Consider the following 14,198-nt stretch of genomic DNA (forward strand, 5'->3'; position numbering starts at 1 on the left):
CCTACTCCAGCGTCTTGCGCGTCTTGCGGCGCGTCAGGGCGAGAAAAAATACCGCCATCGCGGCCAGCGCCAGCAGGTTTGGCAGCAGCACGGACCAGGCATCGCCCGCGAGGAAAAGAGTCTGGATGCAGGCCACGAAATATCGCGCTGGCACGATATAGGTCAGGGCCTGAACCCATCCGGGCATGCTCGTGATATCGAAGATGAAGCCGGACAGCAGAAATGCCGGCAGGAAAGTCACGATGATCGCCATCTGGGATGCGAGGAACTGGTTCTTCGTCGCTGTCGAAATCAGAAGCCCAAGCCCGAGTGCGGCCGCCAGAAAGACCGCGGCCACCAGCCCAAGCACCAGAATATGCCCGCGAAACGGGACATCGAAGACATGGATCGACATCGTTACGCTAAGCGCCATCGCGCCGATCCCCAGCGCAAAGTAAGGGATCAGCTTGCCCAGCAGAATTTCGTTCTCACTTACGGGAGAGACAATCAGGGCTTCCATCGTGCCGCGCTCCCATTCGCGTGCTACCACGAGCGCGGTCAGCAGGGCACCGATCAGCGTCATGATGATAGCGATAAGGCCGGGAACGAGAAAATTTGTGCTGCGCAATTCGGGGTTAAACCAGACGCGGGGCTGGATTTCCACCAGCGCGCCGGCCGATATCCCCTCGCGCAGACGCCGCTCCGCCAGCCAGGTCTGCCAAGCGCCCTGGATATACCCGGAAACCAGATTGGCGGTATTTGAATCTGTCCCGTTCAAGATGACCTGAATATGAGCGGCTTCGGTGGCCTCTCCGGGGCGCCGGGCAGTCTCGAGGTCGCGGGCAAAATTCTCGCGCAGCACGACAATCGCCTGCACGTCGCGCTCGCGAAAGGCACTTTCGGCCGGCTGGCGCGCACGAAAAACCTGCGGGCGGAAATAATGCGACTGCGCAAGACTTTGCAGAAAGTCATGCGCTTCCGGCGTCGGCGCCTCGATCACCACCGCCACCGGCACGTTCTTCGCATCGAGGCTGACGCCGTAGCCAAACAGGATCAACAGCACGAGGGGCATGGCGAAGGCAATCAGGATGCTCGACGGATCACGCATGATCTGGCGAAATTCCTTGCGCACCAGGGCGCGAACGCGCCGGGCGCGACCGCCGCTCTGCGATCTCTTGTCGCCCCGGATCACAACGGATGCTCCCGGTCAAAGGCCTCGATCAGCCCGACAAAGGCATCCTCCAGGCTGGGGTCCGGCAGGTCGTCGCGCCGGACCCGCGCCTTTAACCCGTCGGGGGTGTCGGTAGCCACCAGCTGGCCACGATAGACCACGGCCAGCCGGTCGCAGTATTCGGCCTCATCCATGAAATGCGAGGTGACGAGAATTGTGACTCCGGCATCCGCCATCGCGTTGATGCGCGCCCAGAACTCGCGCCGGGTCATTGGATCGACGCCCGAAGTGGGTTCGTCCAGGAACAGGATGTCGGGATCGTGCAGAACAGCGCAGCTCAGCGACAGACGCTGCTTGTAGCCGAGCGGGAGCGGTCCGCTTTCCTGGTTGCCGTAGCGGGCGAGGTTGAATTCCTCGAGGATGCTGGCCACCCGATCCTCGCGCCGTCGGCCCGTAAGACCGTAGACGCCGGCGAAAAATGCCAGATTCTGGCGCACCGTCAGATTGCCGTAGAGGGCGAATTTCTGTGCCATGTAGCCAATCCGGGCCCGCGCCTCGGCCGCCGCATGGGCAAGGTCGAGCCCGACCACCCGCGCCTCGCCCGAGCTTGGCGGCAGAAGGCCGCACAGCATCTTGAACGTCGTCGATTTGCCTGCACCGTTCGGGCCGAGCAGGCCGAACACCTCGCCTGCCCGGACCGCAAAACTCACCTTGTCGACCGCCCGGAACTGGCCGAAATCACGTGTCAGATCCTTGACTTCGATCACCGGCCCTTTCGCATCGCGCAATCCTGTGACGAGGCCGGACATCACCTCCGCGCTTCCGGCGCGCCATTCTCCGGAACGGGTCTCAACATCGTGAAGCCGGGTAACGAAGACATCTTCGAAGCGTGGCGGCACCAGACGCATCTCTCTCGTCAGGCCGAGATCGGCCGGCGCCGGCGGGGCCGCACCGGCATGCAGGACGAGACGCAGGTTCCGCCCCTGGATAAGCGCATCCAGCACGGCCGGGTGCTCTTCCGCCCGCCGCTGGACGTGGCGCTTCGGACCGTCGCCGATAGGGGCGAGGAAGCTGCGCCCCTCGATTTTTCTGGTGAGTGCGGCCGGGCGGTCGAACGCAAGTACCCGCCCCTGATCGAGCAGGATGACACGGGCGCAGCGTTCCGCTTCGTCGAGATAGGCGGTGCTCCAGACGACGCCGATCCCGCCCGCCACAAGATCTTGCACAATGGCGTAAAGCTCACGCCGCGAAACCGGATCGACCCCGACGCTGGGCTCGTCCAGCAGCAGCAGGTCGGGCTCGCTGAGAAGCGTGCAGGCGAGGCCGAGTTTTTGTTTCATGCCGCCCGACAGCCGGCCAGCCAGCCGGCGGGAAAAGGGGCCGAGGCCGGTAAACTCGAGCAATTCGTCAGACTTCCGCCGCCGGGCCGCCGGCGCCAGCCCATTGAGATCGCCATACAGGCGAAGGTTTTCCAGAACACTCAGATCCTCGTACAGGCCGAAGCGCTGCGGCATATAGCCGACGGCGCCACGAGGCCCGGCGCGGCCCGGCCGGACCGCTTCACCAAACACGCGAATCTCGCCCGCGCTGGGCGTGAGCAGACCCGCCGCCAGGCGCAGCAAGGTCGTCTTACCCGCCCCGTCGGGGCCGACAAGGCCGGTTATCTCGCCCGCGCCGATGCTGAGCGACACGCCCTGGAGCGCCGTGACGGTTCCCGATTCGTTGGCAAATTCCTTGCTCAGTCCCTCGGTCTCGAGCGCCGCGCTCTCAGGGCTGCCGGTCATCGCGGGTCTCCGGCGACGGTTGTTGGGCCTCCGCCGGCGCGGCCAAGGCGCGTGCCCCGGCGGCCGAACGGTCGAAAACCTCGGGGACGAGTTCGACCGTGACCGGCATCCCCTGCCGGAGACGGCGATCGGGATTGGCCACATAGACCCGCAAGCGATAGACCAAATCCGTACGCAGTTCCGGTGTCTCGACGGTCTTGGGTGTGAATTCGGCCGTGGGCGAGATGAACCCCACCCATCCTTCATAGGGAGCTTCCGGATCCGTATCGGTCGTGACCAGCGCCGTCATCCCCGGAAAGACCCGCCCCAGATTGGGCTCATCGACATAGGTACGGACCCAGACCGGATCGTCGATGGCGATGGAATAGACCGGGGAATTGCCCAGGACCACGGCGCCCGGTTCACGGATCCGGACCAGCACCGTGCCGTCCACCGTCGAGACCAGCCGGGTGCGGTCCAGCCGGTAAGCGGCCAGCGCGGCCGCCTGTTCAAGCGCCTCGATTTCCGCTTCGGTAGCGTCGACCGCCTGACGGGCATCGTCCAGGCGTTGCTCGGAAGTATTGCCGCCGCGGAACAGCTTTTCCTGACGCGCGAGCGTCCGTCGGGCATTGACCAGCCGGGCCTTCGCCTCGCGCACCCTGGCACGCGCACTGGCTTCGTCGTAAATGAACCGGTCGGCCTCCAGCGCCGCCAGAACCTGCCCGCGGCTGACCCGGTCACCCTCCTCGACATGCATCACATCGATCGGCCCTTCCACGTTGAAGGCGAGATCGACCTCGCGCACGTCCACATTGCCGTACAGCGTCAACCGGTCGTCCGTCGGCGAATTGGCAAGAAAAAGGTAGGCGGCCCAGCCCGCCCCGGCGAGGAGGACGAGAACGACGAGCCCGATGACGGGCCTGGGAGGTGTCTTCATCGCAAAATGCTCCCCGCCAGGAGGAATTTCCGCGCGGCTCCCCGCGGCGATGATCTCCGCCCGGCTGAACTGGAAGAAACCAGACCTGACTAGACTAAACGGTTCAGTTTAGTCTAGTCTTGCCGCCGGCCCCGGGTCAACAGAATGACATCCCAATCCCGCGGCCGGAAACGGGAAACGGGAGTATCCCAACGTGGCAGCACAGCCGACAGAGAGCGGCACCCCGCGCGCGCCGGCTGACAGCGCCAAGCGGGAGAGTATCCTCGATGCCGCGAGCCGGCTTTTTCTCGAGAGAGGGTATGAGGGCACCAGCATGGACCGGGTGAGCGACACGGCCGGCGTGTCCAAGGCCACCCTCTACGCCCATTTCCGGACCAAGGAAAATCTCTTTGCCGAGATCATCGCCCGCGCCCGGAACTCGGTAATCGCAGTGCTCGATACGCGCCACGCTGCCGGCGCCGCGCCCGAAGATGTCCTTCGCCATTTCGCGCGCGCTCATGGCAATCTTGTCCTTTCACCCCTGGCGCTGGCCCTGCAACGGCTCCTGTTCGCCGAGGGTCATCGGGTTCCGGGGCTTACCAGGACGTTCTTCAACGCTGGGCCGGCGCGGATTCTGAAACGGCTGACGGATTTCCTCAGATCGGAAACGGCGGCCGGGCGCCTCACCGTCGCAAAGCCGCAGCTCGCGGCCGAGCAGTTCGTCGGCATGGTCATGGGACCGCCCCATATCCGCCACCTCCTCTATATCGAGACGGAAGAGGATCGGCGGAATTTCGAAGAGCGTGTCGACGAGGCGGTACGCACCTTCCTCGCCCGTTACGCACCCGACTGAGAGCCCGCTTGCGTTAATGGCCCAGGGCGAGCCCGTCCTTGCGCGGGTCCGAGCCCCCCGTCAGCACGCCCGTTTCCCAATCGATCCGGATCGCTTGCGCGCCGCCCCAGGGGACGGCGGCCCGTGTGATGCGGTGGCCCTTCGCGGCAAGCGCCCCGGCCGTGGCCTCGCCGACGCCCCGCTCAAGATCGTAGCGCCCGCCGAAATTGAAAGCGCGTGGCTGATCAATCGCCGCCTGCACGTTCAGGCCGTAATCGAGGATATTGGACAGCACGCGGACCTGGCCGACCGGCTGGTACTGGCCATGCATGACGCCGAAGGACAGGGCCGCGCGCCCGTCTTTCATGGCGATCGCCGGGATGATGGTGTGAAGCGGCCGCTTGCCGGGAGCCAGGCCGTTGGGATGCCCTGCCTCGAGGACGAAACCGGCGCCCCGATTATGCAGCACGACGCCCGATCGGGGGCTGACGATCCCCGAGCCGAAGGAAAAGAAGATCGAGTTAATGAAGGAGAGTGCATTGCGATCCTCGTCCACCACGGTGAGATAGACTGTCTCGGGGTGCACCGGGAAATCGCCTGCTGAAGGCGCCCCCGATCCGCCGGCGCCGGCGCGGTCCGGATCGAACCCGCCCAGGAGCCGGTCTGCGAAGGCCGGCGACAGCAGTTCGTCCACCGGCACATCGCTCGTTTCCGGATCGCCGATATGGGCATCACGCACCTCGAAGGCGAGGCGCGTCAGTTCGCCTTCGAGATGAAACCGCTCCGCGCCCAGCGGATCCATCGCCGAAACATCGAACCGGCTCAGAAGGTTCAGCATCAGGAGCGCCGTGACGCCCTGCCCGTTCGGCGGACATTCAAAAATGTCATAACCGCGATAACGGGTCTGTATGGGCGAGACATATGCCGCCTCGGCCGTCCCGAAATCCTCGAGCGTGTGAACCCCGCCCCGCGCGCGCAGCGTCTCGACGATATCCTCGGCCACCCGGCCCTCGTAAAACCCTGCGCGGCCATGGGCAGCGATCTCGCGCAGTGTTCCGGCCAGCAGGGGCTGGCGGTGAAGGCTGCCCATCGCGGGCGGGGCCCCTGACGCATCGAGAAAGACCCGACGCGCCGTGTCGTCGCGCAACAGCTTTTCGCGATTTTCCGCCCAGTCGAAGGCTATGCGCTCGGCCACCGGATAGCCGTCCTCGGCATAGCTGATCGCCGGTTGCAGCAGGTCCGCCATGTCCATGGTGCCGAAATCACGGCGCAGCCGGTCCCAGGCGGCGACGCATCCGGGCACCGTGACGGCGTGCGGACTATCGGGCGGGATATGGCGGCCGAACCGGCCTTGGAGTGCCTCGGCGTCGATCGCCGCCGGCGCGCGCCCTGACCCGTTGAGCGCCACCACCTCGCCGGTCCCGCCGGGCACGAAGAGCGCAAACGCGTCCCCGCCCACGCCCGTCGATTGCGGCTCGACGACGGCGAGGACGGCGGCAGCGGCAATCCCGGCATCCACCGCATTGCCGCCATAGCCCAGAATGGCCACGGCCGTCAGTGTCGCCAGCGGATGGGACGTGGCCGCCATCCCGTTTGTCCCGTGGACCGGTGACCGGCCGGGCTGCTGGAAATCGCGCATGGCCGGGGCCCTAGCCAAGGCCCAGCGCGCCCGGGTTCATCAGACCCCTTGGATCGAGCTGACGCTTGAGCCCCTGGAGAAGCTCCCAGCTCTCCGGCACCATGTTGCGGCTGAAGGCGTAGTATTTGCCGATCTGCTGCTGCACGGCGCCAAGGGCCTCGTGAAGATCGGCAATCCCCTGGCGCAGTTCGATAACCAGATCGCGCGCCGCCGGATTGGCCCCGATGGTTTTCCATTTCTCCTGAAACTCGGGCTCGATCACGCTGAGCCGCAAGGGCCCCAACGCATCGATCCAATAAAAACTGGGCTCGAGCAGGAACATGTTGGCGCTGGCCGCTGTCAGATACGAGGTCGTTACGCCGTGCTCGTCCATGCGCTGTCGGTTCTCCGCCAGGTAGGCCTCGGTCGCGTCCACCGCCGCCTGGGCGCGGGAGAGCGGAAAAATCCCGTGCATCGGCATCCAGAGCTGTCCCTTCGGGCCAAGCAGGTTGGAGCGAATGGGTCGGAAGGGGTGCGCGCGCATCACCGTCGGAATGGCGTTGGTCAGTTCCCAGGCGCCGTTTTCGCGCGCCACCCGGCGGATCGAGTCCATCATGCGGCCCGCTGCCCCGTCGTCATGCCCGTCGACCGTCACGTGCAGCGAATAGTTCACCTTGCGGAGGACCCGCTTGCCGGCCCGGGTCACGCGGAAAAGATCGCCGAGCCCGCGCAACCCGCGGCCCGATCCCGCAATCTTGCCGAGAATTTCGAATCCCTCGCTCAACGTGATGCCGGACGCCTCGAACCCTTCGTTAAAATAAGGATCGAAGCCGAAGCATTCCGAGGCCACGCGCATCCGCGTAACCTCTGTCTGGGTCGCCACCAGTTCCTCGAAGGTATTGAAGCCGAAGGATGCGGCCGCCATGGCCGGCGGCTGGCGGACGAGCTGGAGACTGATCCGCGCCTTGATTCCGAGTGCGCCGGTATCGGCGAGGAAAAGCCCGGTCAGATCGGGCCCCCAGTGGCGATAGAAAGGCGTCGACCGCCGGTTGGCCCAGGACCCGGTGCGCAGAATTTCGCCATTGGCAAGGACCAGTTCGAGGCCCAGTGCCGATTGGGCGGCCGTGCCGAACTGGCCTGACCCGAAGAGGGCTGCATCCTGGGCGAGCGATCCGCCCACCGTCGCGTGATATCCCGACAGCGTGCCCCAGAACGGCGTGCGCATGCCGATGTCATCGAGCGCGGCGTGAAGCTGTCCCCAGGTCACGCCGGCCTCGACGATCACGTACATGTCGTCCGTGTTGATCTCGACGATCCGGTCAAGCTTGCGCAGATCGACCGAGACGGATTTTTCCACCGCCGGCAGATAGCCAAGCGTGTAGGACATGCCGCCACCGCGCGGCACGACGGCGAACCCGGTGCCGGTCGCTGTCCGGACGGCGCCGGCGAGGTCTTCGACCGTTTCGGGCTGGATAACCAGGGCCGGCCGGGCGAGGCGGCGATTGGAAAGGTCCTGCGCGAAAAACTCGCGCGCCTCGGTGTCGTCCAGAACGTTGTCCGGCCCCAGTAACCGGCGCAGCGCCTCGCCCAGCTCCCTTGCCTCCGCCCCCGCCGCGTCTTCCGTCCGCGTCATATCCGCCCCCTTCCGATTTCAGCGCGTATGCCCGGCCGCCCGGCCGGGGATTGAGCCGCGGCGCGCATCCGGCCATGGTCCCCGACGGCGCCGCCCGCTAGACTACCCCCTTCGCGCGCCGCCCCAAAGAGGCGATAAACCGGGCAGGACCCAAGACCGGTGCCGGGACGGGCACTTACAGACCGCGTCAACCAAGGAGCAACGATCCAATGAGCGAGACCCCTTCACGATCCCGGCACGCCCTCTTTCAACTCATGCTGTCCCTCGGCCTCGTGGCGGGGCTTTTCATGGCGGCAGGCCCGGGATCAACGGCCGGTATGGCGGACGAGACGCCGGGCGACGACACCCGGGCTTCGGGGATCGATCCCGAAACCGACGCGGCCCGTCTCGAACCCTGGTGGCCGTCGCCCTGGGGCGCCGAGGACGAGCGCGGGAACATGAACCTCCTGACGCCCGAAAAGGTGCTGGAAGCCGCTGCCCTGATCGAGACCGGCAAGCTCTACGATCTTGGCCGGGAGTTCGACGACAAGATGCCGCTTATGAACCTGCCGCCCAACCCGCGGAAGTTCACCAGCGTCTCGGTACATGCCCCGCTCAACCAGCCGGTCGGGCGCAACGCCCTCGTCTGGAACGATGACTACGTGTCCGGACATATCACCCAGGATGGCACCCAGTTCGACTCGCTCGCGCACATGGCCACGCACCTGGGAGAAAAGGGCGACAAGCGCGACCTTCGTTACTACAACGGTTTCCGCCACTCGGATATCGCCGGTCCCTACGGGTTTTCCAAGCTTGGCGTCGAAAAGGTGACCCCCATCTTCACACGTGGCGTCCTTCTCGACTTCGCCGGACTCAAGGGCCGCATGATCGAGATCGAGGAAGAGATTACCGTGGCCGATATCCGGGCTGCCCTCGAGCGGCAGGGGCTGAGTGAAGACGATATCCGGGCGGGCGACGCGCTTTTCTACAACACCGGCTGGGGCGAACTCTGGAAAGTCGATAACGACAAGTTCAACAGCGGTTCGCCCGGCCTGTCGGACAAGGCGGGCGATTGGGTAGTGGCGCGCCAGGTCGTGCTGGTCGGCACCGACAACTGGTCGGTCGAAGCCATACCCAACCCGGAGGACCCTGAGCTCTTCGCGCCCAACCATCAGAAATTCCTCATCCGGCACGGCATCCACATCATGGAAAACATGGATTTCACCCCCCTTATCGAGGATGAGACCTATGTCTTCGCCTTTTCCTTCGCACCCATCGCGATCAAGGGCGCAACCGGCTCGCCGGCCCGGCCCTTCGCGATCCGCTGAGGCGGCATCGGATCCCGGCCGGCCCGGAAACCGGCTAATTCCATAGGTTCTTTAGCGCTTTAAGGGAGTTGCACCGGGCCGCTTGGGTCAGTATCTATACCCTATCCAGAACGCTGGACCGGCGGCCGGATCTCCGGTGTGCCATGGGATAACAGCCGCGACCACAGGCGGCGGGCAGGAGCGAGCACCGGCGAACTGACAGGCCGGCAGCCCGAAAGTTTCTCGAACCCGGCGCGGGTCGGGGGTTCCCGAACCCGCCGTCTCCCGAAAAAGGCGGAGCCGACAGGCCCGGAGCGTCAGGTGCAAGGGCGGCGAATCCCGCCAAGAGGAAAAAAGATGGAAGGCACAGCCCCCCAGGATCAGTTTGAACGTCGGCAGGTCGATTCGGCGGTCGTACGGTTTGCCGGCGATTCGGGCGACGGCATGCAGCTCACGGGTTCGCAGTTCACGCTCTCGACCGCCCTTTTCGGCAACGATCTTGCGACTTTCCCTGATTACCCCGCGGAAATCCGAGCGCCCGCTGGCACGACATTCGGCGTCTCGGCCTTCCAGATCAATTTCGGCGGCCGCGAAATCATGACATCGGGAGACGCGCCCGACGTGCTGGTGGCGATGAACCCGGCCGCACTCAAGGTGCATCTGGGCGACCTCAAGCCGGGCGGGCTCGTCGTCGTCGATTCGGGCGCCTTCAATGACCGCAACCTGAAAAAGGCGGGTTACGAGGGCAACCCGCTCGAGGATGGCAGTCTCGACAACCACCGTGTGCTGGCCATCGACATTTCCAAGCTTACCCTGGCTGCGGTCGAGGACACCGGGCTCGCGCAACGCGACGCGCTGCGCTGCAAGAACATGTGGACGCTGGGCCTTACACTCTGGATGTTCGGCCGCGACCGCCAGCCCATCATCGATGGCATCAACCGCAAGTTCCGCGAGCGCAATCCGCAGGTGGCCGACGCCAATATCGCGGCCCTCAACGCCGGCCATATTCACGGCGAAGCGGGCGAGGTGCCGCCCAGCGTGACGCTGTTCCATGTGCCGCGCATGGAATCCGAGGCCGGCGTATACCGCGCGGTCACCGGCGCCGAGGCGCTTTCCTGGGGCCTTGTGGTCGGCGCCCAACTGGCTCAACTCAAACTGTTTTTCGGCTCCTATCCGATCACGCCGGCCTCCAGCCTGCTGCATACGCTTTCGAGCCTCAAGCAGTACAACGTCGTGACCTTCCAGGCGGAAGACGAAATTGCCGCTGTCTGCTCCGCTATCGGCGCCTCCTATGCAGGCGCCCTGGGTGTCACCTCGAGTTCGGGCCCCGGCATCGCGCTCAAGGGCGAAGCCATCGGGCTCGCCATCTCGACCGAACTGCCGCTCGTGGTGGTGAACTCGCAGCGCGCGGGGCCATCCACCGGCCTGCCTACCAAGACGGAACAGTCCGATCTGTTCCAGGCTGTCTGGGGCCGCAACGGCGATTCCCCCGTGGCGGTGCTGGCCGCGCGCTCGTCGGCCGATTGCTTCGACGTCGCGATCGAGGCAGTCCGGCTTGCAACCAGATACATGACACCGGTCATCCTGCTGACCGACGGCTACATGGCGAACGCGTCGGAGCCCTGGCTCATCCCCGATGTCAACAGCTATGCGCCGTTTCCGGTAACGCATAGGACGGACCCGGAGGGCTTCCACCCCTTCCTCCGCGATGAAAAGACGCTCGCGCGCAACTGGGCGATACCAGGCACGCCCGGGCTCGAGCATCGTATCGGCGGCATCGAGAAGAATTACGATTCGGGCCACATCTCCTACGATGCGGCCAATCACCAGAAAATGACGGACACGCGGATCGGCAAGATCGACGGCATCGCCAACGACATCCCCGAGCAGGACGTGGCGCTTGGCCCGTCCTCGGGCAAGCTGGCAGTGCTCGGCTGGGGGTCCACCTTCGGGCCCATCCATCGCGCGGTCACCGTCCTGCAGGAAAAGGGACAGACGGACGTCGCCCATATTCACCTGCGGCACATCTGGCCCCTGCCGCGCAATCTCAAGGACCTGCTGGAGGGTTACGAACGGGTAATCGTGCCCGAGATGAACGCAGGGCAGCTTGTCAAGCTGGTCCGCGCCGAATATGCCTTGCCCGCCATCAGTGTCAGCAAGGTTTCGGGCCAGCCCTTCAAGGTGGCTGAAATCGAGGCCGCCATTCTCGAGAATCTGGAGCAACTGGGATGACCGCCGAACGCCCCCTCACCGCCAAGGATTTCACCTCGGATCAGGAGGTCCGCTGGTGCCCCGGCTGCGGCGACTACGCCATTCTGAAAGCGATGCAGCGCACGCTGCCGGAATTCGACACGCCGTTCGAGAACTACGTGTTCATATCCGGTATCGGCTGCTCGTCCCGTTTCCCCTATTACATGTCGACTTACGGGTTTCATACCATCCACGGCCGGGCGCCGGCCTTCGCCACCGGCGTCAAGCTCGCCAATCCGGAGCTGGATATCTGGCTGATCACCGGAGACGGCGACGGTCTGTCGATTGGTGGGAACCACTTGCTGCATGTCCTTCGGCGCAATGTCGACATGCAGATCCTGTTGTTCAACAACGAGATCTACGGCCTGACCAAGGGTCAGTATTCGCCAACCTCGCGCCTCGGCACGCGGTCCCCATCGACGCCGCTGGGCTCGGTCGATGCGCCCGTCATCCCGTGCGCCTTCGCGCTGGGCGCGGGCGCGCGGTTCGTGGCACGGTCCATAGACACCGCCCAAAAGCACCTGCCGGAAGTGTTCAAGCGCGCCCACGATCATAAGGGCGCGTCCTTTATCGAAATCTACCAGAACTGCATCGTCTATAACGATGGTGCGTTTACCGATTTCACCGACAAGACCGTGGCGGCCGAGCGCCAGTTGATCCTGACCCATGGCGAACCCATGATTTTCGGGCAGAACAGGGACAAGGGTATCTATCTGGACCGGGACCGGCTGGAACTGCGAGTGGTCAGGATCGGTGAGGACGGCATCACCGAGGGCGATATCCTGGTCCATGACGAGACCAACCGGACGATCGCAACCCTGCTGGCCAACGCCTGGGGACACGACTTCCCGGTGGCAATCGGCGTGCTCTACTGCGATCCGGCGCCGAGCTATGAAAAGGTCGTCTACGATCAGATTTCCGAGAGCAACAAGCGAACACCGCCGGGTGACCTGAACGCCCTGCTGCGTCGGGGCCAGACCTGGACGGTGGACGGCTAAAAGCACCGTCTGGCAAGACCGGACAGATGACGGGGCCGCTGAAAAGCGGCCCCCTTTATTTTTGGCCTGCCCTCGCGGCAATCCGGCCGACCAGATCCTGCACACGCTGCCTGTTCACGCCAAGATCGCCGTAGCCATAGACTGATCGGCTATAGAGATAGAACCCTGCCCCGCCGGCGACCGGGACCGCTTCGAAGGTTACGAGATCGGGAAAGCCAAAAAATCGTGAGCGCTGCACATAGTGATATTGCAGGCGGTCGGGAACGCGGCCAAGAAACGCGACGTCGGGACCGGCACGAATGACCTCGTCGGCGAGAGCCGCGAGACGATCGGGCGTGAGGGGCATGATCGGCGTGGCCGTCCCCGCCAGTCCGGCGCACTCTTCAGGCGGACAGGCGAGCGCCCAGTTGGGGCGGTCGGGTGGTACGAGTGTCGTGAAATCTATCTTCTCCGAATCGGGCACCTTCAGACAACCCGCCAACAATCCCGCCATGAGAACGCCTCCCGTCCAGCGCCGGAAAAATGCCCCGCCCGGCATGCCGGCGCTCACTCGTTATCCGGCGGGCGCGCGTGGAAGGCGGGAATGAGAGCCTCCGCGATGGCGCGGCCGGCGCGACGTGCGCCCGCATCGGTGAAATGGAGCCGATCGTAAACCAGGCTTGCATCCCAGCCCTCGCCCGCAGCGAGATCCACAAGATAAGCCTCTTCCTCGGCTGCGACGCGGCGAATGATCTCGTTGAAGCGGTCATGGGCGGCGCGAAAGCTCTCGGGCGTGAACCCCTGGCGGGCCAGGCGGCCGGGCGCGAGGTAATCGCCCTGGCCGGCCCGTCCACCCCAGGCATCGCCATGAGCCACGACCTGGGTGACCAGCACGGCCCGACTGTCCCAGCTCTGTGCGACCCGTACGAGCTGGCGAAGGGCACGCTCGAAATCGTGCGCCCAGCGGTGCAGTTCGCCCGCCTGGAGTCCCAGCGGTGCCTGAGCGGCGGTCGGCGGCGCCGGTTCGGCCTCACGGGCGGGGGAGCGGGTCAGGCGCTTGAACGCCCGGTAGGTATGGGGGATGAGGGCATCCCGCAGCGCCTTGAAGGCGGCGCCGGCGCCGGTTTTCTCCGCAATGAGGGGGGACAGGCTGCCATCCCCGTTCCAGTAGGTGCCAAGCCGCGCGAGCGCGGCCAGATCGTTGATGTTATGCATCACGATAACCGCGTCCGGCCGGCGCGATAACATCTTGCCCGTCAGCAGATGGAGACTGTGGAGGGCATTATTGCCGGACTTGGCACCATTCAGCGCCGCCACCGGACGCTCGAGCGCCGCGGCCAGCGTCGCACCGGCTACGGCATGCAGGCGGCCTTCCGGCAGGACATACAGGCATTCGGTTGTGGAGCCCCCGAGAAACGCCAGGGTGAGGCCGCCGTCTCCGCCCGTGCCGACCGGCCGGATATAGCCCTCATCGTCGGTCTCGAGACGGTAGAAATCGGCCACCCGCGCGCCGGTCGGTCCCGGGTTGCGCCGGCGGATTTCGGGCGGTGGCGCCAGATAGGTGGTGCGCGGCTGCCATTCGCGCAGCCGGACATGGCGCGCCCCACCGGCCGGCTTTTCCCCCAGGAAGACCGTCTCCCGCCCGCCGGAGCCCGCCTCTGTCGCGAGGTAGAATTCCGTCGCGGCAAGGCAGGCCACGAACAGCAGGGCCACCCCGGCGATGGCCCGTCCCCGCCGGCGTGGTGAAGCTTTTTCGAAAGCCATGGTTATTCC

Annotated in this window: 11 protein-coding genes; 4 read left to right on the plus strand and 7 right to left on the minus strand. The window is 65.2% G+C overall.

Going from position 1 to position 14,198, the window contains the following annotated elements; all coding sequences use genetic code 11:
* Window position 1: 1 nt before the first annotated feature.
* From RLQ26_02415 to RLQ26_02425, 3 genes are read right to left on the minus strand one after another with little or no spacing between them, the layout of a single operon-like run.
* On the minus strand, window positions 2–1,171 hold the full coding sequence (locus tag RLQ26_02415; GenBank protein ID MEQ9087578.1) for an ABC transporter permease: 1,170 nt from the start codon (window positions 1,169–1,171) through the stop codon (window positions 2–4).
* Window positions 1,168–2,934, minus strand: coding sequence for an ATP-binding cassette domain-containing protein (locus RLQ26_02420; GenBank protein MEQ9087579.1), 1,767 nt, complete (start codon window positions 2,932–2,934; stop codon window positions 1,168–1,170). The genes RLQ26_02415 and RLQ26_02420 overlap by 4 nt, the downstream gene beginning before the upstream one ends.
* The gene (locus RLQ26_02425; GenBank protein ID MEQ9087580.1) at window positions 2,918–3,850 is read right to left on the minus strand and encodes an efflux RND transporter periplasmic adaptor subunit; all 933 of its coding nucleotides are present in this window, start codon (window positions 3,848–3,850) and stop codon (window positions 2,918–2,920) included. Before RLQ26_02425 ends, RLQ26_02420 begins: the two co-directional genes overlap by 17 nt.
* Window positions 3,851–4,043: 193 nt before the next feature.
* Between RLQ26_02425 and RLQ26_02430 the strand changes: the two genes are divergently transcribed.
* Entirely contained in the window at window positions 4,044–4,682 is a 639-nt protein-coding gene (locus RLQ26_02430) for a TetR/AcrR family transcriptional regulator (GenBank protein MEQ9087581.1), read from the plus strand.
* A 13-nt stretch (window positions 4,683–4,695) separates the two neighbouring features.
* Here RLQ26_02430 and ggt read toward each other — a convergent pair whose 3' ends face one another.
* Together ggt and RLQ26_02440 are read right to left on the minus strand one after the other, a co-directional pair.
* Window positions 4,696–6,300, minus strand: a complete 1,605-nt coding sequence (gene ggt, locus RLQ26_02435) for a gamma-glutamyltransferase (protein ID MEQ9087582.1) — start codon at window positions 6,298–6,300, stop codon at window positions 4,696–4,698.
* Between the two features lie 10 nt (window positions 6,301–6,310).
* Window positions 6,311–7,912 carry an FAD-binding oxidoreductase gene (locus tag RLQ26_02440; protein ID MEQ9087583.1) on the minus strand — a complete coding sequence of 534 codons (1,602 nt, stop codon included), beginning with the start codon at window positions 7,910–7,912 and terminating at the stop codon, window positions 6,311–6,313.
* Between the two features lie 209 nt (window positions 7,913–8,121).
* On the opposite strand from RLQ26_02440, the gene RLQ26_02445 reads away from it, so the two are divergent.
* The 3 genes from RLQ26_02445 to RLQ26_02455 all read left to right on the plus strand — a co-directional run bounded on the left by RLQ26_02445 (window position 8,122) and on the right by RLQ26_02455 (window position 12,446).
* Window positions 8,122–9,219 carry a cyclase family protein gene (locus RLQ26_02445; protein ID MEQ9087584.1) on the plus strand — a complete coding sequence of 366 codons (1,098 nt, stop codon included), beginning with the start codon at window positions 8,122–8,124 and terminating at the stop codon, window positions 9,217–9,219.
* A 336-nt stretch (window positions 9,220–9,555) separates the two neighbouring features.
* The gene (locus RLQ26_02450; protein MEQ9087585.1) at window positions 9,556–11,430 is read left to right on the plus strand and encodes a 2-oxoacid:acceptor oxidoreductase subunit alpha; all 1,875 of its coding nucleotides are present in this window, start codon (window positions 9,556–9,558) and stop codon (window positions 11,428–11,430) included.
* Window positions 11,427–12,446, plus strand: coding sequence for a 2-oxoacid:ferredoxin oxidoreductase subunit beta (locus tag RLQ26_02455; GenBank protein ID MEQ9087586.1), 1,020 nt, complete (start codon window positions 11,427–11,429; stop codon window positions 12,444–12,446). Before RLQ26_02450 ends, RLQ26_02455 begins: the two co-directional genes overlap by 4 nt.
* A 55-nt stretch (window positions 12,447–12,501) precedes the next feature.
* Here RLQ26_02455 and RLQ26_02460 read toward each other — a convergent pair whose 3' ends face one another.
* Together RLQ26_02460 and RLQ26_02465 are read right to left on the minus strand one after the other, a co-directional pair.
* Window positions 12,502–12,939 (minus strand): DUF1499 domain-containing protein, encoded by a 438-nt coding sequence (locus RLQ26_02460; GenBank protein ID MEQ9087587.1) that lies wholly within the window; start codon window positions 12,937–12,939, stop codon window positions 12,502–12,504.
* Window positions 12,940–12,992: 53 nt separating this feature from the next.
* Window positions 12,993–14,189: an SGNH/GDSL hydrolase family protein gene (locus tag RLQ26_02465; GenBank protein MEQ9087588.1), complete on the minus strand. Its 1,197-nt coding sequence runs from the start codon at window positions 14,187–14,189 to the stop codon at window positions 12,993–12,995.
* Window positions 14,190–14,198 lie beyond the last annotated feature (9 nt).

Source organism: Alphaproteobacteria bacterium, assembly GCA_040220875.1.
In the GTDB taxonomy this organism is placed as follows: Bacteria; Pseudomonadota; Alphaproteobacteria; order JAVJVX01; family JAVJVX01; genus JAVJVX01.